16 protein-coding genes are annotated in these 20,952 nt (G+C 44.3%); 13 read left to right on the plus strand and 3 right to left on the minus strand.

The window, feature by feature from the left end:
- The first annotated feature begins 149 nt into the window (after positions 1–149).
- The 6 genes from IXB50_RS08390 (at position 150) to IXB50_RS08415 (ending at position 9,119) form a co-directional block, all read left to right on the plus strand.
- Complete coding sequence (locus IXB50_RS08390; protein WP_246564273.1) at positions 150–1,352, plus strand: response regulator; 1,203 nt, start codon at positions 150–152, stop codon at positions 1,350–1,352.
- Positions 1,353–1,502: 150 nt separating this feature from the next.
- Complete coding sequence (locus IXB50_RS08395; RefSeq protein WP_215608508.1) at positions 1,503–1,868, plus strand: response regulator transcription factor; 366 nt, start codon at positions 1,503–1,505, stop codon at positions 1,866–1,868.
- 80 nt (positions 1,869–1,948) lie between these two features.
- Positions 1,949–2,452, plus strand: a complete 504-nt coding sequence (locus tag IXB50_RS08400; RefSeq protein WP_215608509.1) for a CheW domain-containing protein — start codon at positions 1,949–1,951, stop codon at positions 2,450–2,452.
- 44 nt (positions 2,453–2,496) lie between these two features.
- A complete protein-coding gene (locus IXB50_RS08405) occupies positions 2,497–5,364 on the plus strand; it encodes a methyl-accepting chemotaxis protein (RefSeq protein ID WP_215608510.1) in 2,868 nt (955 codons plus the stop codon).
- Between the two features lie 47 nt (positions 5,365–5,411).
- Positions 5,412–8,663, plus strand: a complete 3,252-nt coding sequence (locus IXB50_RS08410) for a hybrid sensor histidine kinase/response regulator (protein WP_215608511.1) — start codon at positions 5,412–5,414, stop codon at positions 8,661–8,663.
- A gap of 6 nt (positions 8,664–8,669) precedes the next feature.
- The gene (locus IXB50_RS08415) at positions 8,670–9,119 is read left to right on the plus strand and encodes a chemotaxis protein CheW (RefSeq protein ID WP_215608512.1); all 450 of its coding nucleotides are present in this window, start codon (positions 8,670–8,672) and stop codon (positions 9,117–9,119) included.
- A gap of 134 nt (positions 9,120–9,253) precedes the next feature.
- Here the strand turns inward: IXB50_RS08415 and IXB50_RS08420 are convergent, their stop codons facing one another.
- Both IXB50_RS08420 and IXB50_RS08425 read right to left on the minus strand, forming a co-directional pair.
- Positions 9,254–10,210, minus strand: a complete 957-nt coding sequence (locus tag IXB50_RS08420) for an alpha/beta fold hydrolase (protein WP_215608513.1) — start codon at positions 10,208–10,210, stop codon at positions 9,254–9,256.
- Positions 10,207–11,067, minus strand: a complete 861-nt coding sequence (locus IXB50_RS08425; RefSeq protein ID WP_215608514.1) for a DUF4058 family protein — start codon at positions 11,065–11,067, stop codon at positions 10,207–10,209. The genes IXB50_RS08420 and IXB50_RS08425 overlap by 4 nt, the downstream gene beginning before the upstream one ends.
- A gap of 425 nt (positions 11,068–11,492) precedes the next feature.
- Between IXB50_RS08425 and IXB50_RS08430 the strand changes: the two genes are divergently transcribed.
- From IXB50_RS08430 to IXB50_RS08440, 3 genes are all read left to right on the plus strand, one after another.
- A complete protein-coding gene (locus tag IXB50_RS08430) occupies positions 11,493–11,915 on the plus strand; it encodes a tetratricopeptide repeat protein (protein ID WP_215608515.1) in 423 nt (140 codons plus the stop codon).
- Positions 11,916–12,416: 501 nt separating this feature from the next.
- On the plus strand, positions 12,417–13,385 hold the full coding sequence (locus IXB50_RS08435; protein ID WP_215608516.1) for a UDP-glucuronic acid decarboxylase family protein: 969 nt from the start codon (positions 12,417–12,419) through the stop codon (positions 13,383–13,385).
- A gap of 155 nt (positions 13,386–13,540) precedes the next feature.
- A complete protein-coding gene (locus tag IXB50_RS08440) occupies positions 13,541–14,920 on the plus strand; it encodes a UDP-glucose dehydrogenase family protein (protein ID WP_215608517.1) in 1,380 nt (459 codons plus the stop codon).
- A gap of 122 nt (positions 14,921–15,042) precedes the next feature.
- Here the strand turns inward: IXB50_RS08440 and IXB50_RS08445 are convergent, their stop codons facing one another.
- Positions 15,043–15,504, minus strand: coding sequence for a T3SS (YopN, CesT) and YbjN peptide-binding chaperone 1 (locus IXB50_RS08445; RefSeq protein WP_215608518.1), 462 nt, complete (start codon positions 15,502–15,504; stop codon positions 15,043–15,045).
- Between the two features lie 174 nt (positions 15,505–15,678).
- Here IXB50_RS08445 and IXB50_RS08450 point away from each other — a divergent pair, with 174 nt between their 5' ends.
- The 4 genes from IXB50_RS08450 (at position 15,679) to rpoD (ending at position 20,879) form a co-directional block, all read left to right on the plus strand.
- Positions 15,679–17,091 (plus strand): GTP-binding protein, encoded by a 1,413-nt coding sequence (locus tag IXB50_RS08450; RefSeq protein ID WP_246564276.1) that lies wholly within the window; start codon positions 15,679–15,681, stop codon positions 17,089–17,091.
- Between the two features lie 262 nt (positions 17,092–17,353).
- Entirely contained in the window at positions 17,354–18,076 is a 723-nt protein-coding gene (gene thyX, locus IXB50_RS08455) for an FAD-dependent thymidylate synthase (RefSeq protein WP_215608520.1), read from the plus strand.
- A gap of 172 nt (positions 18,077–18,248) precedes the next feature.
- Positions 18,249–18,632 (plus strand): response regulator, encoded by a 384-nt coding sequence (locus tag IXB50_RS08460; protein ID WP_215608521.1) that lies wholly within the window; start codon positions 18,249–18,251, stop codon positions 18,630–18,632.
- A 1,119-nt stretch (positions 18,633–19,751) separates the two neighbouring features.
- Positions 19,752–20,879 carry an RNA polymerase sigma factor RpoD gene (gene rpoD / locus IXB50_RS08465; RefSeq protein ID WP_215608522.1) on the plus strand — a complete coding sequence of 376 codons (1,128 nt, stop codon included), beginning with the start codon at positions 19,752–19,754 and terminating at the stop codon, positions 20,877–20,879.
- Positions 20,880–20,952: the final 73 nt, after the last annotated feature.

Here is a 20,952-nt window from a genome sequence, read left to right on the forward strand (position 1 = left end):
ACTAGTTGGCATTTTATAGATTGAATGATTTTGATAATTAGTGATGCCAATCTTTAAGCAGATGTCTACCTAATCGAAAACTTAATGGCTACGGGAGATATCTATCAATACATTTTTTAATAGCTACGTCTGTTTATTCTGTCAGTGCAATGACAATATCAATGGCCACTAAACAGTCTGTCATTACTATTCGTGAGTTTACGGCAGCAAAACAAAGCCGTCTTTTTGGACTGCTCAAACAGAGTCAATTTAATGGGCAGTTACAGTTAGCTACTTCTAGTACTAAGTGGACGTTTGAGTTTTATATGGGCCGCTTACTATATGTGACGGGTGGTAAGCAGTCGATGCGCCGTTGGTATCGCTATGTCAAACACTTTTGTCCTGACCTTTACCTTGAAATCTCTACGCTCAAAGCTGAGCTGCAAAGGTTATCTAAGATTAAAGATGATCAAGAATTATCCTGCTGGGAATATCAACTTTTAGGTTTATGGTATAGCCAACAGAAGATATCCCGCGAACAGATTAGAAAAATTATTGAAAGTATATTTGTAGAGGTTTTCTTCGATGTTAACCAGTCTCGTGAGGTGATGTATCAGGTTAAGCCTGAAAATCGTTTGTCCAAACAGCTGTTGCTGGTAAATGCTGACACGATGATCTATAAGGCGAAGAGTCTTTGGAAATCTTGGCTTGACGCCAAACTAGGAGATCGATCCCCTGATTTGGCACCCCTGATTCGACACCCCTTAGAGTTGAAAAAACGGGTGCCTGAGCCTTTATATCGAACGCTGACTATGATGCTTACGGGGCAGCTCACCCTTAGGGATTTGAGTGTTAAGATTGATCGCGATATTGTATCTCTCTCGGCTTCTCTATTACCTCATATTCAACAAGGTGCAATCGAGCTAATTGAGCTTAATGACTTAGCGTCGCCACTTCCCCCTCCTCAACCCATTGAGAAATCTCCTAAAGGTCCCCTGATTGTTTGTGTGGACGATAGCCCAGCCATTTGTCGCGCTTTGGAAAAAGTTCTAAGGACAGCAGATTATCAAATTCATTGTGTCCAGGATCCTTTAAGGGCTATTGCTGTATTGTTGTCTAAAAAACCAGCACTGATTTTTCTAGATCTGGTCATGCCAGGTACAAATGGTTATGAACTATGCAGTCAGCTACGTCGAATATCTTGTTTTAAGGAAACGCCGGTTGTGATTTTGACGGGTAATGATGGCATGATTGATCGGGTACGAGCCAGGATGGTAGGAGCATCCGCCTTCTTGAGTAAGCCCATCAATCCATATCAGGTTTTATCTGTTGTTGAAAGACAACTCTCTAAGCAAGCATCAGTCGAAATATAGAGGCTTTGGTTATTTGTGAAACCTTATTGCTTTAGGGAGAAATCGTCGCTCAATCCTTATGGCTGGGAATACTGGTGACGAAATGTTCTAGGCATTCACTATAGGGTTTGCTCAGGCTGATTTTTGTATTTATTAGGATGAGGTAAATCCATGGGAACAGCATTGGTTGTTGATGATTCTAAAACTATTTTGGAGATGCTGGCTAAGTGCTTGACTCAGGATGGTTTATCCGTCATGACAGCAACGAGCGGTGCCGATGCATTGGCTCAGTTGACGGCTCAGAGGCCCGATATTATCGTGCTGGATGTTGTGTTGCCAGATCGTAGCGGGTTTGAAATCTGTCGTGAGCTAAAAGCAGAAGATGCTACTAGTGGTATTCCAATCATTATTTGCTCTACTAAAGATACTGATATGGATAAATTTTGGGGTAAAAAACAAGGAGCTGATGCATATCTAACCAAACCTATTGATCAAGAAGAGTTGTCTAAGACGGTGAAACAACTCATTGGCCACTAAGTGTTTTTATTAGAGGCTCTCTATCTTGTTTCTGAGCTTCCAAATAGCCTTGAACTAATTCGTGAGAGTCATTGTAAATTATGCAATTGTCCGCACAGGAACTGCCTCAATCATCAGCGGTAACTCAGTTCCTAAAATTTAATCTATCGTCTGATATGACAGCACTGCTGCCAGTAAGGCAACTGGTGGCAGTTTTGAAAATTGAAGCGGCAAAAATTACGGCTATACCTCATTTATCTCCTTGGGTAATGGGTGTGTATAACTGGCGAGGCGAAGTCTTGTGGATTGTCGATACCAGCCATTTACTCGGTGTGTCGTCCTGGCAGCAGCAGGCTATGTTGGCCACTCGTTATGACATTTTGCTGTTAGAAAAATTGTCTGTGGAAACCACCGAGCGATGTTTTCTCGGGTTATGGGTGAGACAGGTGGAAGGCATAGAGTTGTTGTCCTTAGATAGTATTCAGTCTCCAGCTGCTGTCTCTGAGTCGTTGGTACCATTTTTGCGAGGCTATTGGTTGAATCCTGCTGGTGACATGCTTTCTCTACTGGACGGTCCGGCAATTTTTGATCGGATGTCAGCTTAGGTCTACTCACTATTCTTTAATTATCTGAGTTCGAGGTATTTTGTATGACGTTAAGTACGCCACAGCATCCTGATAATAGTAATATCTCTAATGAGGATTGGTCTGCCGCCCTGCCACCTGATGACCTATTGGCTAGCTTGGTAACTAGGTCGCCTTTGGAAATGGCAGTGAGCCGTTCGAAGCCATCCAATGCTCGCCAAGGAAAGCTTCAAGCTTGGTGGCAGCAGATGGGGTTGCGAGCCAAAGCCTCTTTATTGGCAGTACTTTTAGGGACACTGCCGGTGGTTGGAGTGGGTGCGATTGCCTATAGCATTGCTAACCAGGGGACTTTAGAAAAATTAGAAGAACAAGAAAAGATTCGTGTGAGCGATCTACAGTTAGTTGTAGACCTTTTTATGAGAGATCGCTACTCAGATATTCAATTTTTAGCAAGTTTAGATATTTTTACTGATCCTAAGTTGCGAGGAACAGTGACTGCTCAGCAGAAGGCTGAAATCCTGGATCAAATGATGGCAGCTTATGACGATATCTATAGCAGCATTGCATTTTTTGATCTCTCCGGTAATCCGCTTGCCCAGACATCTCAAGGTAAAAAGCTTGCTAATCACCTCCATCGTTCTTATATCCAGGCAGCGAAGGCCACTAATGGCGCAATTTTGAGTCAACCCTTGATTTCTACTACCTCCGGTGAATTTAGTATTTATTCGGCATCGGTGGTGATAGATAAAGTAACTGGGCAGCCGGTAGGCTATGTACGTGCTCGTATTCCTGTCGAGGCTTTGGGAAATGACTTGAGTAACTTTGGTCGTAATGGTAATGAGTATTACTTAGCCAGTGAAGCTGGGGATGTTTTTCTTTCTCCTCAAACTGATCATGTTATTCCTGTTAATTCGCAGGGACAACCTGTTGATCTTTCAGAAGCTTCTGATGTTAAGGTTTTGACGTTAGCCGAAGTGTTTCCAGATATTGCTGGTGTTGTGCGAGGTGAGCGCAGTGAGGCTGTGTCAGCGAAAAATATTCTGACAGGTGTGAATGAGGTAGTTGGATTTGCTCCATGGGTTACCGTTGATGGTCTTCCTGATTTGAACTGGAGCGCTGTCACCTCTGTGGATCTGTCGTTATTAAAGGCAACTCAGCGACGACTGTTTTTTGCGATCGCATTAGGTTCATTAGCAGCGGCAGGAGTCGCTACAGGTTTAGCTGTTTGGGCAACACGTCGCTTTACAAAGCCAATCTTGCAAGCTGCTGAGGCCGTCAATAAGATTGGTAAAGGCGATTTACGCACCCGTTTAGAGATTTCTGGTCAAGACGAAATTGCTCGGCTGGGTAGTAACATCAACCAAATGGCTGAGCAGCTAAAGCAGTTTAACAGTGAACAGCAGTCGACGGCACAGCAGTCGAAGCTGCTCGCTTCGGCGACTGCAATTACCGGTGATTTGGATAGTGAAAATAATCAAGCACAACTCAATCTTTTTGTTGAGCAGGTACGTACCTTTTTGCGTTCTGATCGTGTTGCCTTATATCGCGTAATAGGAAATCAAGTACAAGGTCACAATGAATCGAAAACGGCTAATCAGCCTAGTATTTTTGATGAAACAGTGCCTAGCTTTGTCATCTCTCAATCAGAAATCGAAAATTATACCGATGGTCAGTTATTGATCGCCGACGATGTTGCCATAGCTGATTTATCGGATGAACTACGGCAGCGCTTGCAGGCCTTGAAAGTTAAATCTGCTTTGGTGGTTCCCGTTATTAACCAGGATCGACTGTTTGGGTTATTGACGATTCATCATGCTCAAGGGTTGCATATTTGGACAGCTCCAGAGATCAGCTTCTGTACACAGTTAGGCAGACAGTTAGGAGTCTTGATGACAGTGCAGCAATTTTCTACTCTGGCCTTAGAACAAAAAACATTAAAAGAGAGTCTGCAGAAACGGGCTCTAGAACTAATGCTTGAGGTAGATCCGGTCAGTCAAGGCGATCTGACTGTGAGAGCCCAAGTTACAGCTGATGAAATTGGTACCATTGCTGACTCTTATAATGCCACCATTGCTAGCTTGAAAAAAATTGTAGGTCAAGTGCAAACAGCTTCGCAACAAGTAACCACTACTGCTAGTGGCAACGAGTCCTCCGTTCAAAACCTTTCTCTTGCTGCACAGCAGCAAGAGAAAGAGATTGCGCTTGCGCTTGCTCAGTTAGACCAAGTAATGAATTCTATTCGAGCAGTCGCTACCAATGCTGAACAGGCTGAAGTGATAGTAAAACAAACAACAGAGACAGTGGCTTCTGGCGATGCTGCTATGGATCGTACCGTAGAAGGTATTATTTCGATTCGAGAAACGGTTGCTGCGACGGCTAAGAAGGTGAAACGGCTAGGAGAGTCATCCCAAAAGATTTCCGGTGTAGTTAATCTAATTAATGAATTTGCTGCGCAAACGAATTTATTAGCTTTGAATGCCTCGATTGAGGCTGCCCGTGCTGGTGAAGAAGGGCGTGGATTTGCTGTTGTTGCGGATGAGGTTCGTTCGTTAGCCCGTCAGTCAGCAGAAGCAACCACTGAGATTGAAAATTTGGTAGCTGAAATTCAATCAGAGACCAATGAAGTTGTTGAAGCTATGGAAATGGGGACTGAGCAAGTGGTTGTGGGCACACAACTGGTGGATGAGACGCGTGAAAGCCTAAATAATATTGCCCGAGTAACAACTGAAATGAAAACATTGGTTAATTCGATTACTCAAGCTACACAGTCGCAGTCTGAGAGTTCTGAGAATGTTACCAATGTGATGAAAGATGTGGCAAATATTGCTCAAAAAACATCATCTGATGCCAGTAAGGTAGCCACATCCTTTAAAGACCTGTTGGATATTTCTCAGTCTCTTCAAGAGAGTGTACGTCAGTTTAAGGTGAGTTAGGCCAACACCATGATGTTTAAATCCTTAACCTCACTGGCTAAAGTGTTATGACCATCGATCCTGATATTCGCGATCAGGCTTATCAATTCTTTATTGAAGAAGCCTCTGAGCTGTTAGACATCATTGAGACTGGACTTCTAAACTTACGTCCAGACGTCAGTGTACAAAAGGTTCATGAAATCATGCGAGCGGCTCATTCTATTAAGGGCGGGGCTGCCAGTGTTGATCTGGATACGATTAAAACTATTGCCCATCGCTTAGAAGATGCATTTAAGGCATTGTATAGCGATATGGTGGTGGTGGATGCAGATTTAGAAACGCTACTGTTGCGTGCCTATGATTGTTTGCGGCATCCGCTTCAGTTGCAAATTGATACGGGAGAGTTTAACGAGAAGCAGGCTCTGGCAGTTTTTGAGTTGATTTTTGGTGAGCTAGAAGAACGGCTTGGAGCTGCTATGGATATTGCCGATGGCTTTATTCCCAGTGCCGTTGATTTAGGTGTAGATATTGTTGCCTCAATTTTTGAGGTGGATGTGGCAGAGGTTTTGGCAAGGCTACACGCGGTTTTAGCGAATTCTGATGACTATGACTGTAATGAGGAGCTCCAAAGCCAGCTTGAGATATTAACTGGCTTTGCCGAGTTGGTTGATCTGCCTAGATTTACCTTGATGATGTCTACGGCTCGACTAGCTGCGAGTAAGCATTGTCATCAGCCACTGTTAGTTATTGAGCAGATCCTGAACGATGTCAACAATGCTCGAACGACTGTTCTCACAAGTGGCAAAGAAGCGGTGAGTGGTCCCTCTGAGATTTTGCTGGCGTTGGCTGAGGGAGAGATTGCCGGACCGGATGACCCTACCTATAGCGATGTGTCTATATCTGGAGCGCTTGAGGATTTTGACTTGACTGAGCTGGATCTTGATGCACTGGATGAATCTATCAATGATGAGACATCTCCAGCGATTGAGTTTTTGGATGCTACTACTGATCAGGTTTCTACCTTAGAGGAGATCTGGTCGATAGACGCTGTCGAGTTTCCCTCAGTAGAAAGGATAGATGAGCCAGAAGATTTGTCATCTACATCAGATGATGTAGATGACTTAGAAGATGTGTGGGGGGATGCTGACTCTGGAGCAGCAGCACTAGACGTTGAAGTCAATGACTTTGAAGCTGTGATGCAGGAGTCTCCATCAGCACCAATAATAGAAAATTGGTCAGAGCCATCTGCTTCTGACCTAAACATAGCTGCGGACACTCTAAATGAGACGGATGTTTCGGATGGAGGATCATTAGAGCTTGTGGACGGAGAGAGCCTTCCTAGTCTTCAAGATGCAGTCAGCTTCATCGGTGATGTGTATGATTCTTTGCCACAATTATCAGTAGAGAATAATATTGCTCCTGTTACTTTCTCTCCTAAGGAGTCGCGACCAGTATCCAAATTGGCTCCCAATCCTAGGCTATCCGCTAAAGTCGCTTTAGATCGCCTAGAGCGTATGGATAATTTGGTGGGAGAGCTGGCTATTAATCGAAATAGCCTATCGTTACAAAACGATCAGTTTCAGCGTACAGTTCGTCGATTGGGACGACGATTTTTATCCTTTCGATCGATTGTTAAACAGTTGCAAGGTTTATCTGATCAAATTTTGATCTCTCCTGAGAGAAATTTGGCTGGAACTATTTCTGAGTCTGCTAGTAATGCATTTGACTCCTTAGAAATGGATAGCTATGGTGAGATTAATTTATTGTTAGAGGAGGTGTTGGAAGAGGTTTTTCAGCTGGCAGAGTCAATTGATGATGTGGCTTTATTCGCAGGACAGTCAAATCAACTGCTGGAGCGTCATCGTCTCACATTGACCCAGTTACGTGATGAATTGATGTGGTCACGAATGGTGCCTCTAGATCAGGTTTTAAAGCGATTTCCTCGAGTTATACGAGAGTTATCAACAACCTATCAAAAAACAGTTCAGCTTAAGCTGATAGGTACGGACGTATTGGTGGATCGAGTTATGCTTGAAAAACTTTACGATCCGTTGCTTCATTTATTGCGTAATGCATTTGATCATGGCATTGAGACTCCTGACAGGCGTCAAGCTTCGGGAAAACCCGCTGAGGGGACCATTGAGCTTCGTGCCTATCACCAAGGTAACTATACAGTTATTGAAATTGGGGATGATGGTCAAGGTTTGGATCTTGAGAGTATTATCGAACGGGCGATAGCAGTTGAACTGGTTACGCCAGAACAATTAACAGCTATGCCAAAGCAGCAAATTCAACATCTGATCTTTGAGCCAGGTTTTTCCACTGCAAGTAAGATAAGTGAGCTGTCGGGACGTGGTATGGGTCTTGATGTCGTAAAAGCGAGCTTGCAGACGTTTAATGGCAAGTTGTCACTGACCACAAATCCAGGTCAAGGTACAGTATTCTCACTCAAAATACCGCTGACCCTAACATTGACAAAATTAGTGGTTGGCAGCGTTGGCACTACAGCTGTAGCCTTTGCTTCTGATAGTATTGAAGAAATTTTAAGACCTGCTGCTGCCCAGCTAAAGTACTCTGGAGGCAAGCAGTTTCTCTACTGGCGAGACCAATTGATTCCAGTTTATGATTTGGCTGAGTTGTTAAATTATAGATGTCAAGTACCTGAACAACTTCCACAGGAACTCCAAGAAGGGCAAACGATTCAGGGACAAAACATAATGCTGATTATTCAGCAGGGACAGGGGCAATTAGCGCTCAGTTTAGAACAGATTGTGACTGAGCAGGAGTTAGTGATCAAACCTATGGGTAAAGCGATTGCTGCTCCAGATTATATTAACGGCTGTACAGTTTTGGCTGATGGTAGTTTAGTCCCTGTGATTGATGGGGGGACCTTAGTACAGTTTGATGCTGGTCCAGCCATGCCGACGCCGGTCTGGTCTCAGCAGCCCAAGAATGCTAAAACCCTTATGATTGTTGATGATTCATCTGCGCTCAGGCGTACGCTGGCACTGACGCTGCGCAAAGCCGGGTACCAAGTTTTACAAGCTAAGGATGGTCGAGATGCGGTGGAGCAGCTACAACGAGGAGCTTTACCGCATCTCATTATCTGTGATGTGGAAATGCCTCGTCTGAATGGGTTTGAGTTTCTGAGTCAGCGCCGGGCCAATTTGACATGGGCCAAAATTCCAACAGTGATGCTGACATCCCGTGGCAATCATAAGCATCAGACCCTTGCTAAACATCTGGGTGCTAATGAATATTTCACCAAACCCTACATCGAGAAGGAATTTGTAGGCGCGATCGCGACTCTCTTAGAATAAATATCTATGATGACTCAAGTATCTACCAAGGCTACTCAAACCCTGAGACTCATTGTCATGAGCCTAGGTCAATTAACTGTTGCCTGTAATATTGAGACAGTTTATAAAGTTGTCAAACGCTCACAAATTCATGGCAGTGGTCTGGGACTCACAGGGATGATCCATTTGGATGGACAGGACGTGATTGTTGTTGACTTACATCGTAAATTATTCCAAGTACCTATTTCCGAAAAGCAAGGATATTTTGTTATCGTTAAAAATCAAGCGGCTGATCTGATAGCTATTCCAGTAGCCACATCTCCTAATTTGATGGATGTGTTGCGAGAACAAGTGAGGATATTACCAGAAGCTTATCGTCAGTCCGACACCCTAGATCTTGTCAGCCATGTGGCTGTTGTTCCTGATGGGGAGCAGACGCTCACAATATTTGTATTAGATGAAAATACTTTGATCTAATACAACCCAAAAGATGAGAGATTTACTACAGTTATCAATTTGGAGGATGTTCCTGGCTATTTCAGCTGTTATTTGTCAGGCTTGCCAAGCTTAAATATCGAAGAGTGGAAACACCATACTCTTTTCTCCGGAAGTTAGATTTTTAGCGAACTTAGCCACTCCAGTATCAAGTTGTTTACAAGTTCTGGCCGCTCATCATGAGGGCAATGTCCTGTGGCTGGAATGGAATGGAAAGTTACAGGCTGATTAGGAGCATTAGCCATTTCTTTATATAGCTTAGCGCCTTGAATTGGAGTCCAGGGATCAGTTTCTCCCCACAATACCAGGAGTGGATGCTGAACTTTGGGCAATAGCTCACTTGGCCTTGGTCCTGGTGGGGCCGTCAAAATAGAAGCAAAAACCTTTTGAGCTCCTGGATCACAGGAAGGACGATAGAGAATTTCCACTAGCTCTGCAGTAATGGCATCACGGTTGCCATATACCTGCTTGAGGGCTCCACGAATTCGAAACCGCTGCCGTACTTGATGAAAAATTAGTGATCCTAGGACGGGAGCATTAACCAATTTACTAAATAGTCCCATCACTTTACTGAGGGGGCCAGGTAAGTCTTCAGGGCGATGGTTAAGACTACCAGCACAGTTGAGGAGTACTCCTCCTTGAGCTATATCAGGAGAGTTCGCCAAGGTCATCAGAACTAGCAAGCCACCGATAGAGTTACCCACAAATACAGTAGGTATACCAATATGCTGTTGCCAAAAATCCCGTAAGAGGACTTCCCAAAGATCTAGCGAATAATCTAAAGCAGGTTTTTCGGAGCCACCAAACCCCAATAAATCTAGTGCATAGACTTGACAGTCTGCTGCTGCCAAAACGGGTATATTTTTACGCCAATGACCAATGGACGCTCCAAATCCATGGATGAGAACTAGGGGAGTACCCTCTCCCTCAACAGTGTACTGAATGTCATAACCGCGCCAGTTCCAAATACGTTTGTGCTGTTTGCAACTGTTAATAAATGGACTGGGACTGGACGTTATAAAAGCGTCTAAATCGGTTGGTTTAACAGGGGGATTGATAATTTGGCCGGTCATGCCTGCAGATGAGCGCTACGCTTTTTAAGATTTGCTTCATCATATCGGTTTGTGCTCTGGCTCGATTGCCGTAAATCTGACTGTTCTAATAAATTAGATAGCCAACGACTTGCCTCTCCTGGGAGTGGTGGAATGGGATCGCGTTCGTAATTGATAGATAATGCGTGAATAGAGTTTGTGCAGACATCGTTTAGAGCCTGTTTAAGATCAACTGTGCAGCATGCTTGAGTCCCTTCGCCATCTTGAGGACGGCTGAGTGGTAGCGTCAGAGGAGGGATAGGGGCGTATACTTGCCATGTATAGAGTTCAGCTTTGGGACGCTGGTCACTACGGCTTACCAGTACCTGATAGTCGGTATCACTTGGGCCATAGGCAGAGATAGGTTCCCATCCTCGCAGCAGATCGATTTCTACAAAATGGGTATCGCTACCAAAGATAGCTTCGCAGCGCTGTTCGTAGTTCTCTCGCCCTCGCCCTGGGCGTTTTTTTTGTGGTGTAAGGACTTCTACAATCGTGACCGTTGTCCCAATTTGATGATCCACGATCTCGATGTACTCCTCTTGAATTGTTTGAGGAACAGCAATGTAGGTAGGGATGGGTTGCTGCTCCACTGGCGATGAACCGTTTGCAGTTGACCCATTAGCCCCATTCACTTGGGGGACGTTGGCTGATTGTTCCACTACTAAACTATCTTCACCGCTAACGCGATAGACCCGCTTACGAATGATGACGTTATACCGATTAGAGACTTCCTTTTGCAAAAGGCTGGCTAATGCAGTAACAAAGCGCGGATGGATTATGGGCCAAAGGTCGGGATGTTCCAGATAAGGGTTCATGCCGGGAAATATATCAGGCATTCAAAAACCTCTGAATGGTCGATGGCTGAATCGTTATGACAAATGAGATTAAATTAGCGGTTTAGCCCTGTTGCTAACTAAACTGCCTGGAATGAACCTCATGGAATTCTAGCAAGTAGTACACCTGATAGACTTCATGAAAAGTTCATAGTTACGAGCAATTTTAGCGTAAGGATAACTCAGTGTGACTGTCGATATTTGATTAACGTTAAAAGTAAAGATTTTATGAAGTCATTGGGAGGGCGTTAGAGCTGGAATTTATTAAACATCTATGTAAAATTTAGTGTTTCATAAAATCTTTTCAAGGAATTAACGCGCCAAACAGGATTTTGGCCAGATTTTATTCATTAATACATAACGCGAAGTCAGCAGGCTTCAGCCATAACGCGAAGTCAACAGGCTTCAGCCAACATCTATGAGGACTTATGGAAATATCAAGTGACGGATTGATTCTGCTGGTAGTCATTCTAGCCATTCTAAGTATTGGTGGAGGTGCCATTGCTGTGACGACACTACAGCCCTTAAGGGGGCATATCCCATTTTTAACCCCCATTACTGACCTATCTATTCCCATCAGTGGCGAGGCGCGACATCAATTTAATCGAGGGATATTGGCCTATCGTGAACGAGCCTATCGCCAAGCAATTGATTGTTTTACGAAGGTGCTTGACTGTGAACCTACATTGGCTGAAGCTCTCCATAACAGAGCTCGTGCCAAGGCAAACCTAGCTAAGCAGCAAGACGCTGTAGTCGATTTCGTTGCGGCTAGTGGTGTCTATGACCGTCAGGGCACCAAGCCAGGGATTGATTGGATCAAAGCAGATTTGGATGTGTTAGCAAAGCTATAAAACTTGCTATGCCAGACAAGTATCTTGATAGTTGAGGACAAGGTTTTATGGAGGGCTTGAAGGTCCCCTCACATACTAGGCCGCCATTAGGCAGAAACTTGGCTATCGCACAAACTTAGCTACTGACGAAAGTAGGAGGTTTCTGAAAACTTTAAATATTGGCTGATGGTAGCTTGGTCTGGGTTTTGGGCATTCCTGTAACAAGGATTTAAATGTTGATATCCCTGGCACAGGATTTGAAGTTGTGATGAACGCCGATTTGAGTCAGTCGTTACACCAGTAAATTTTGCTAGATTGCAGAAACATTGAGGTGATTCTTGAACACCATGCTCCTAGCAATTAATGGGTCTAAGGCGATTTCCTCGATAATTTGTTTTATGAATTACGTTCCTTCTTAGAAAGCTTATCTACCTTGCTAGGCTATATGTGAAGTTTTAGTATCAGAAAAGCATATAGTTCATTCGTATTTTCATATTGATGTCTTATTAGTTCAAAGCTATTATGCGAATTTTAGTTACCGGTGGAGCCGGTTTTATTGGTTCTCACCTTATTGATCGATTAATGGGTGCTAATCATGAGGTGATTTGCTTAGATAACTTTTATACGGGACGTAAGCAAAATGTTTTGCAGTGGTTGAATCATCCTAACTTTGAACTAATTCGCCACGACGTTACTGAGCCGATTCGTCTTGAAGTTGATCAGATTTATCATCTGGCTTGTCCTGCTTCGCCAGTTCACTATCAATACAATCCGGTAAAAACCATCAAAACCAATGTGATGGGTACTCTTAATATGTTGGGCTTAGCAAAGCGTGTCAAAGCTAGGTTTTTTCTTGCTTCTACTTCTGAAGTATATGGAGATCCTGAGGTTCATCCTCAGCCGGAGGAGTATCGCGGTAGCGTTAATACTATTGGTATTCGTAGCTGCTATGACGAGGGCAAGCGAGTGGCCGAAACTCTAGCTTTTGACTACCACCGTCAGAATGATGTGGATATTAGGGTAGTTCGGATTTTCAACACTTACGGCCCTCGGATGTTAGAAAACGATGGTCGGGTTGTGAGTAACTTTATTGTTCAGGCACTACAGGGTCATCCTCTAACTGTGTATGGCGATGGTTCCCAAACGCGTAGCTTTTGCTACGTATCTGACCTTGTAGAAGGGTTTATTCGCCTGATGGACAATGATTACATTGGTCCTATAAATCTGGGTAATCCAGGTGAATACACTATTTTAGAGTTGGCTCAGTCTATTCAAAAAATGGTGAACCCTGATGCTGCGCTGAAGCATGAGCCGCTGCCTCAGGATGATCCTCGTCGTCGTCAGCCTGATATTACCAAGGCTAAGACGATGCTGAAGTGGGAGCCGGTGGTACCTCTTAAAGAAGGCTTAGAGCTGACTATTGCGGACTTTAGAACCCGTCTAGAAGCAGAGGGTAAACTGACGGTATCCGCAACAACAAAGTCAGCGTAAACGTGATTTTGTTGAATTGCAGTTGAGTAATTGTGCTGCATTCTGAAATTGATTATTGCCATTGCTATGGGAATGGCATGTGTGAGGTCAGGCAATAAATCAAACCATTTAGGTTTAATTCAGTCCATCTATCTTTTTAGGTAAGGAGTATTTATATGCGTGTTTGTGTTATTGGTACAGGCTATGTTGGCTTAGTTACAGGTGTATGCCTCTCTCATATTGGTCATGATGTTATTTGTGTTGATAACAATGCCGAAAAGGTAAAGCTCATGCAGTCAGGCCAATCCCCTATTTTTGAACCGGGGCTGTCTGAGCTGATGCAATCCTCGATGGAAGCTTCTCGTTTAACCTTTACCACTGATCTGGGTGCAGGGGTATCCCATGGGGATATCCTCTTTATCGCAGTGGGCACGCCTCCATTGCCGACGGGAGAAAGTGATACTCGCTATGTTGAAGCAGTAGCTCGTGGGATTGGTGAGCACCTGAATGGTGGTTACAAAGTCATTGTTAATAAGTCCACAGTTCCTATTGGGTCTGGGGATTGGGTGCGCATGATTGTGATGGATGGGATGGCTGAGCGTCAGCAGGTGCCAGTGGGTGCAGGTGCTCCTGCTGATAAACCGAAAATGCCAACCTTTGATGTGGTTAGTAATCCTGAGTTTTTGCGTGAGGGTTCGGCGGTTTATGACACCTTTAATCCCGATCGGATTGTGCTGGGTGGTAGTAATCCTAAGGCTATCGCTATGATGAAAGAGCTCTATGAACCCATTGTGGAGCGTCAATTTGCTGAGGATTCATCTGTGCCTCAAGTGCCGGTTTTGGTGACAGACCTGAGCTCAGCCGAAATGGTTAAGTATGCGTCCAATGCGTTTTTAGCGACTAAAATTAGCTTTATTAATGAAGTTGCAAATATTTGCGATCGCGTTGGGGCGGATGTGGTCCAAGTGGCCCAGGGTATTGGTTTAGATTCCCGCATCGGTAGCAAGTTTCTCCAAGCTGGTATTGGTTGGGGCGGCTCTTGTTTTCCTAAGGATGTCTCAGCGTTGGTACATACTGCTGATGACTATGGTTATGAGGCTCAGTTACTCAAGTCCACCATAGATGTAAATACTAGACAGCGTTTGCTTTCTCTTGAAAAGTTACAGCACATTCTAAAAATCTTGAAGGGTAAGACGGTTGGTCTGCTGGGCTTAACATTTAAGCCTGATACCGATGATATGCGTGATGCGCCGTCATTGATTTTGATTGAGCACCTCAATCGCTTAGGTGCAAAGGTCAAAGCCTATGATCCCATTGTTTCCCAGAGTGGAATGCGAAATGGTATGACTGGCGTGATTGTGGAGACCGATGTGGAGCGTTTGGCCGATGGCTGTGATGCTCTGGTATTGGTAACTGACTGGAAACAGTTTAAGGATCTGGATTACACCAAGATGGCTGGTCTAATGAATACGCCTAATCTGATTGATGGTCGTAATTTTCTAGACCGTAAAGCCCTTGAGAATGCTGGCTTTACTTATGTGGGTGTTGGGCATTAGACCGGTTACTGTACCTAATGTATAGATTCTGAAAAATCAAAAAGGCTGGTGACTTTACCAGCCTTTTTGATTTTGCTATCTATCTATATAGATAGATAGGTATTGTGTATTGCTAGGTTTCCTTAGCTTCTGCCATCAGGTGACGCCCAGCGGTCAAGAGCACGTTTACCGCCCCAGCGTGCCACAATCTCATCATCGTAATCGTCAGCAAGGCGGACCACGGTAGTGACAGAGTGCTTAAGCTCAATGCGATCGCAGGTAGAACCTACGAGACTGTGTTCAAAAACAATGTCGTCTTCGCTATCAAGCGCAAAACGCCCAAACAGAATGTTATCGTTGGCCCTTAGCAGATAGTAGGTCAATTCTGAGGTCGCATCTACATCGGTAACAACGTAGGACCGAGTGGTGATCAGCGCTTCATTTTCGCCCCAGGGTACTACGCGGGTAGAAGCTACCGCAGACCCGATAGTGATAATAAATAAAGGTTCATCTTCAAAAGCTACTGTCGCTTCCCCAAAAAGTTCATCCATCCAGGGAGCAATGCGATCGTAGCAAGTTTTCTGGGCTGAACTTTGAAAATCCATGGAGTGATAGCAAGATTGACGACTGCGGGAGACGTTAGTCAACATCCGACTAATATTCTCTCACCTATGTTTTACTGGCGCTGAAAAATTTCTTGATGATAATACTGCTGTGGGAGCAATATTAAACTTAGGGCATTTGCTATGACTAGATAAATACTTACTAAGTTGACTAATTTGTCTGATTCATCATCATTCGCCGATAGTTCGGCAGAGCTTGATCAGCTGGTTGCTGAGCTCCACTATGGTCAAGCTCAAGCCAGTTTAAATCAAGTCATTGATAATCTAGATTTAACGCCTCGAGAGCGAGAAGGTCTGCAACCTGAAATTAATAACTTGCTGGGTTTTCAGCAAAAGCTGGAGCATGGGATATTACACCTCGCTGTTTTTGGCATGGTGGGTCGAGGTAAATCGTCATTGCTAAATGCGTTAGTGGGGCAGCCCATATTTATCACCGGCCCACTGCATGGGGTGACCCATTCGGTAACGAGTGTGGACTGGCAGATTCTGGATTCTTTTGAAGACAGCCCTATTCAGCGGGTATCTCTAACCAATAAGCGTAGTAAAACCGCCTCTGGGGTAGAACTAATTGATACTCCTGGGATTGACGAGGTGGGTGGTGAACAGCGTCAGCTGTTAGCGGAACGCGTCGCCCAACAAAGCGATCTCATCCTATTTGTCTTAGCGGCGGATCTGACCCAGATAGAATTCGATGCCTTGGGATGGCTACGGCAGGTGGGCAAACCGATTTTGCTAGTTTTTAATAAGGTTGATCAGTATTCTCCAGAAGAACAGGCCTTACTGTTAGAGAAAATAGAGCAGCGAGTGAGTCCCCTTAGAATTTTGCCTGAGGATATTGTTTTGGCGGCTGCGTCTCCCCTAAAGACAACGGTAGTGTATGCCGATGGTTGTCGTCGACAGCAGCGAACGCGAGATTTGCCGGATATTCAGGCTCTGAAGCTCAAAATTTTAGATGTGTTGGAACGAGAGGGGAAAGCCCTGATTGCTCTCAATACCCTCCTATATACGGATGATATTCAATCCAAATTAGTTGCACGTAAGTTAGAAATCCGTCAGCGCCGTGCCGATGATTTGATCTGGCAGACCACGTTGACTAAGGCAGTGGCAGTAGCGGTAAATCCGCTTTTACTGGCTGATGTGCTTGGTGGTGTAGCCGTGGATTTGGGGTTGGTGGTGAGTTTGTCTAAACTCTATGGATTACCTATGACTCAGCAAGAGTCTTTGATGCTTTTGCAGACAATTGCGATCGCAACCGGTAGTCTTTCCATTAGTGAACTGTTAATTACCTTGGGACTTAGCTCTCTCAAAGGGGTTTTAGGAGCTGCCGGTCTGGCTACGGGAGGACTGAGTCTCGCGCCCTATTTTTCAGTGGCCCTGACTCAGGCGACTGTGGCAGGTGTGGCCACCTATGCCATTGGTCAAGTTACCCGTACTTACCTAGTTAATGGGGCAAATTGGGGAGAACAAGGACCAAAAGCGGCAATTGCTGAGATTGTAAATGATTTGGATGAAGCCTCGATTATGGCCCGTCTTAAACATGACCTAAGGCAGAAACTAAATCGTAATTAATACGTTCTGCCTGTTAATGGGAATACATTTAGCTGAGAATTGCCAGCCATTAATGTGAAATTCTAAATGTAACTTTTCAGCAATGCATGTCGAATTCTAACAAGGGTTTGTCACTTAGTTTTAGGAAACTATATGTTCTGACAGACTTGCTTGAGCTGTTGCTCCTCTGCCGATAGACTATATCGGTTGATTATGTGTACACCTGGCCATCAAGGTTTGACTATTAGCGTTGTCCTGACAAAATTTCCCTTATCAACTGCCCATGCAACGGTTTACCGTCGAAGTTATTTCCCAAACCCCCAATCCTCAGCAGACGATTTATGCTGCTATGCACCAAGACTATGCTGAGGAGTTTGTATGGAACGAGCGCCAGGATTGGCCTTCTGAAGGAAAATGTGGTGACTTGGTAATTCGTAATTTGCTTAGGGGGGGCAGAGGTCACTATGGTCCTCTGGAGCATCCCCAAATTGTATTGAACTGCGGATGGTTACCCCATTCAACCATGCAGCAAATTCGAACACATCGGGTGGGAGTGTCGTTTGATGTGCAGTCTTTTCGTTATACAGGATCCCGTATTTTAGATGTGGTGTCGGGAAAGCGCTCTATCGAGGAAGTTTTTTACCTGCGGCCTGTTGGTAACTATAGCGATCGACAAGGTAAAAAGTATACCTATACGGATGAACTTCGTCAGCAGGATATTGCTTGGTGCTTAGAGGCTTGTAATCGTTATAAAACACGCATTGGACAAGGCTTTTCCGAAGAACATGCGCGCGGTCTGATTCCGTTTGATGTGCGTCAGCACTGGGTAATGTCAGCCAATGTTCGTTCGCTAATGCATTTGCTAGATTTGCGTTGGAAGGCAGATGCTCAATTAGAAGCTCAAAAGCTGTGTGAAGTAATTTGGCCCCATTTTCAGGTTTGGGTACCTGCGATCGCGACTTGGTACGAAACCACTCGACTTAAAAAAGCACGTCTTGCTCCCTAGGTGTCATTATCATCACCTTAGGTCCACCTTGCAATTCATTAACTTGGATGTACTAGTTCCCAACTTTAATAACCCACCCTAAGAACCTTGTCGATACCTTGCACTCGTCTGCTGTTTTCAAAGGTTCCTCATAGACTTAAGTTGCCGAAATAGGCCTAGCAGGTAATGGCATATGAACAGCTCTAATGGTTACATCTTATGGCTGGGGCAGCGTTTAGGCGCAGACATGATGGCTCAGTCACTTTCTCACCAGGTTGAGGGTACTGTTTTTGTCGCCCACTCAACTGATCAGGCTGTTGCCCGTATCGAACAAAGTATTCCTTATTTAGTGATTCTCTCAGGCGCTTACCAAAACTGGTCGCAAGCCTTTGTAAATCGGCTCAGAGAGACCGTCAAGCCCTTAGGAACAACTATTGTTGCATTAACACAGTCCCATGAACCAAGCTGGTCACCCCAAGAAGAACACCCAGGAATTGATGGTTTTTTGGTAGAGCCTCTCAGTCAAGATGTTTTACATCTCTTAGTTGAATCAGCGGTTGCTAAAACCACACTTTAATGCTTGCTTTCAAAGGGCAAATCTAATTTTTTATTTGTAAAGATATTAGTCGTTTCTTCTATGGAAACACCGTAGAGCCAGGAATGACTAATGTGTTTAGGTATAGACTGATACCCTTAGCCTTGGAATGTAGCCGTCTAGCTAATTAGATTGAGTTTGTCATATATAAACTAAATATATGCCTTAGACCACGGTTAGTGGCTATTGCTCTTAAGTATTAGCGAATTTTACGTTATGTAAGCAAAGGTCCGTGGTCTCCAAAACGATTAAAAATCAGCAAATTAGACGATTTAAGTTTTGGTTAAATCAAGACTTACAGGATGGCATGCGTTATCAACATGCTCTTTTTCAGAGAATACGCACATTGGATTATAGACATCGACATCAGATATACCATCAGGCAAGTGAGTTAGCTCAGCATGGAGATGATGTGTTAGTAACCTACGAAGATAAATCCTGTCATCTTTGGCTCAATCTTCGATATCGCTTGCCAAAAATATCCGCATAGCTCGAAAAAAATGCTTTGAGCTTGCCTTGAACTATTGATGAGCTGTATCTCAAAAAACTGCTGCTGAAGACCTTCCTATCCCTCATGCCGACAAAGCGTCAGCCGTTATACCCCAAATTTTTAAAAAGCTTTATGATTTATTTTGATTCTGATAGGCAATATTTATGTTTGCCTTGAGACGGTCTTGTAAGTATTGGAGTCGTTGACATTGAGCCAAGTGAGGTTTGCAGAAAGCTATAGATTTCTAGTAACTTGCTGAAAATCCTCTGGGCGTTTTATCAAAAAGCGTGTTACTACTGTAGAAACACGGATAGACTCAGCAGTCGGTCTCGCGTTTTTACATTGGTAGTGATAATCTCAAGCTTTGCTGACTATGGAATCTTTGTTCAGAGTGTTAGCGAATGTGTACCGTTGTAAACGATGGCTCTGTATCATGAGTAGTCTGTTCGCCGTATCAGTTCAATCTTTTGCCAATTCATAATCCTAGTGAGGTCCATTCCCTTGACTTAACGTTATTGACTGTTGAGCGTCTGGAGTTGGCCTGTGAGTTTGGTCATTAATTGATTTGATATCTTGATCTGTTGCATTTGAAGGAATACGAGGAAAGCGGCATGACCCAAGCAAATACTGTTCTTGAGGACTTGAGGCCCAGTAATGAGCTGGAATCGTTAATCGATCCTGAGGCTGGCAAGGCTTTTACAAGTTCCGAGGAAGAGGTCCAGGGTACTAAAGCTGCTAAAGGCGCGTCGCGACGTCGTAGTGCATCGTCAGCTGCTCAGGCTAAGAAGAAGCATTACACCGAAGACTCTATTCGACTTTATTTACAAGAAATTGGCCGTATTCGCTTGCTGCGTGCGGAAGAGGAAATTGAGTTAGCTCGTAAAATTGCTGATTTACTTGAGCTTGAGCGTATTCGTGATGATCTATCTGACGGTATGGATCATGAACCAGACGATGCGGATTGGGCGGCTGCTGTAGATATGCCTTTGCCAGCGTTTCGTCGCCGTTTGCACCTTGGGCGACGCGCTAAAGATAAGATGGTGCAGTCGAACTTGCGTTTGGTTGTTTCCATTGCCAAAAAATACATGAATCGTGGTCTGTCCTTTCAGGATCTGATTCAGGAGGGGAGTCTAGGCCTAATTCGTGCGGCTGAAAAGTTTGATCATGAGAAAGGTTATAAGTTCTCTACCTATGCTACGTGGTGGATTCGTCAGGCAATTACTCGTGCTATTGCTGACCAGTCTCGAACTATTCGTCTGCCGGTGCACCTTTACGAGACTATCTCTCGTATTAAGAAAACTACTAAACTTTTGTCTCAGGAGCTAGGGCGTAAGCCTACAGAAGAAGAGATTGCAACTCGTATGGAGATGACCATCGAGAAGCTTCGGTTTATTGCTAAGTCTGCACAGCTGCCCATTTCCTTGGAAACTCCCATTGGTAAGGAAGAAGACTCTCGTCTTGGTGACTTTATTGAGTCAGATGGTGAAACCCCTGAAGATGAGGTGTCAAAGAGTCTTTTGCGTGAAGATTTGGAAGGTGTTTTGAGTACGCTGAGTCCTCGTGAGCGTGATGTACTGCGCTTACGTTATGGTCTTGATGATGGACGGATGAAGACCTTGGAAGAAATTGGTCAGATTTTTAATGTTACTCGTGAGCGGATCCGCCAGATTGAAGCCAAGGCTTTAAGGAAGCTACGTCATCCCAACCGTAACAGCGTTCTTAAGGAGTATATTCGTTAGACCTACTTTAAATAGGCCTGGCCTTTAAGGTTTTGTAAGTTCGGGATTGAGGGATATATCTCTCAATCCCGAA

It is taken from the genome of Leptothoe spongobia TAU-MAC 1115 (assembly GCF_018739885.1).
Lineage (GTDB): Bacteria > Cyanobacteriota > Cyanobacteriia > Phormidesmidales > Phormidesmidaceae > Leptothoe > Leptothoe spongobia.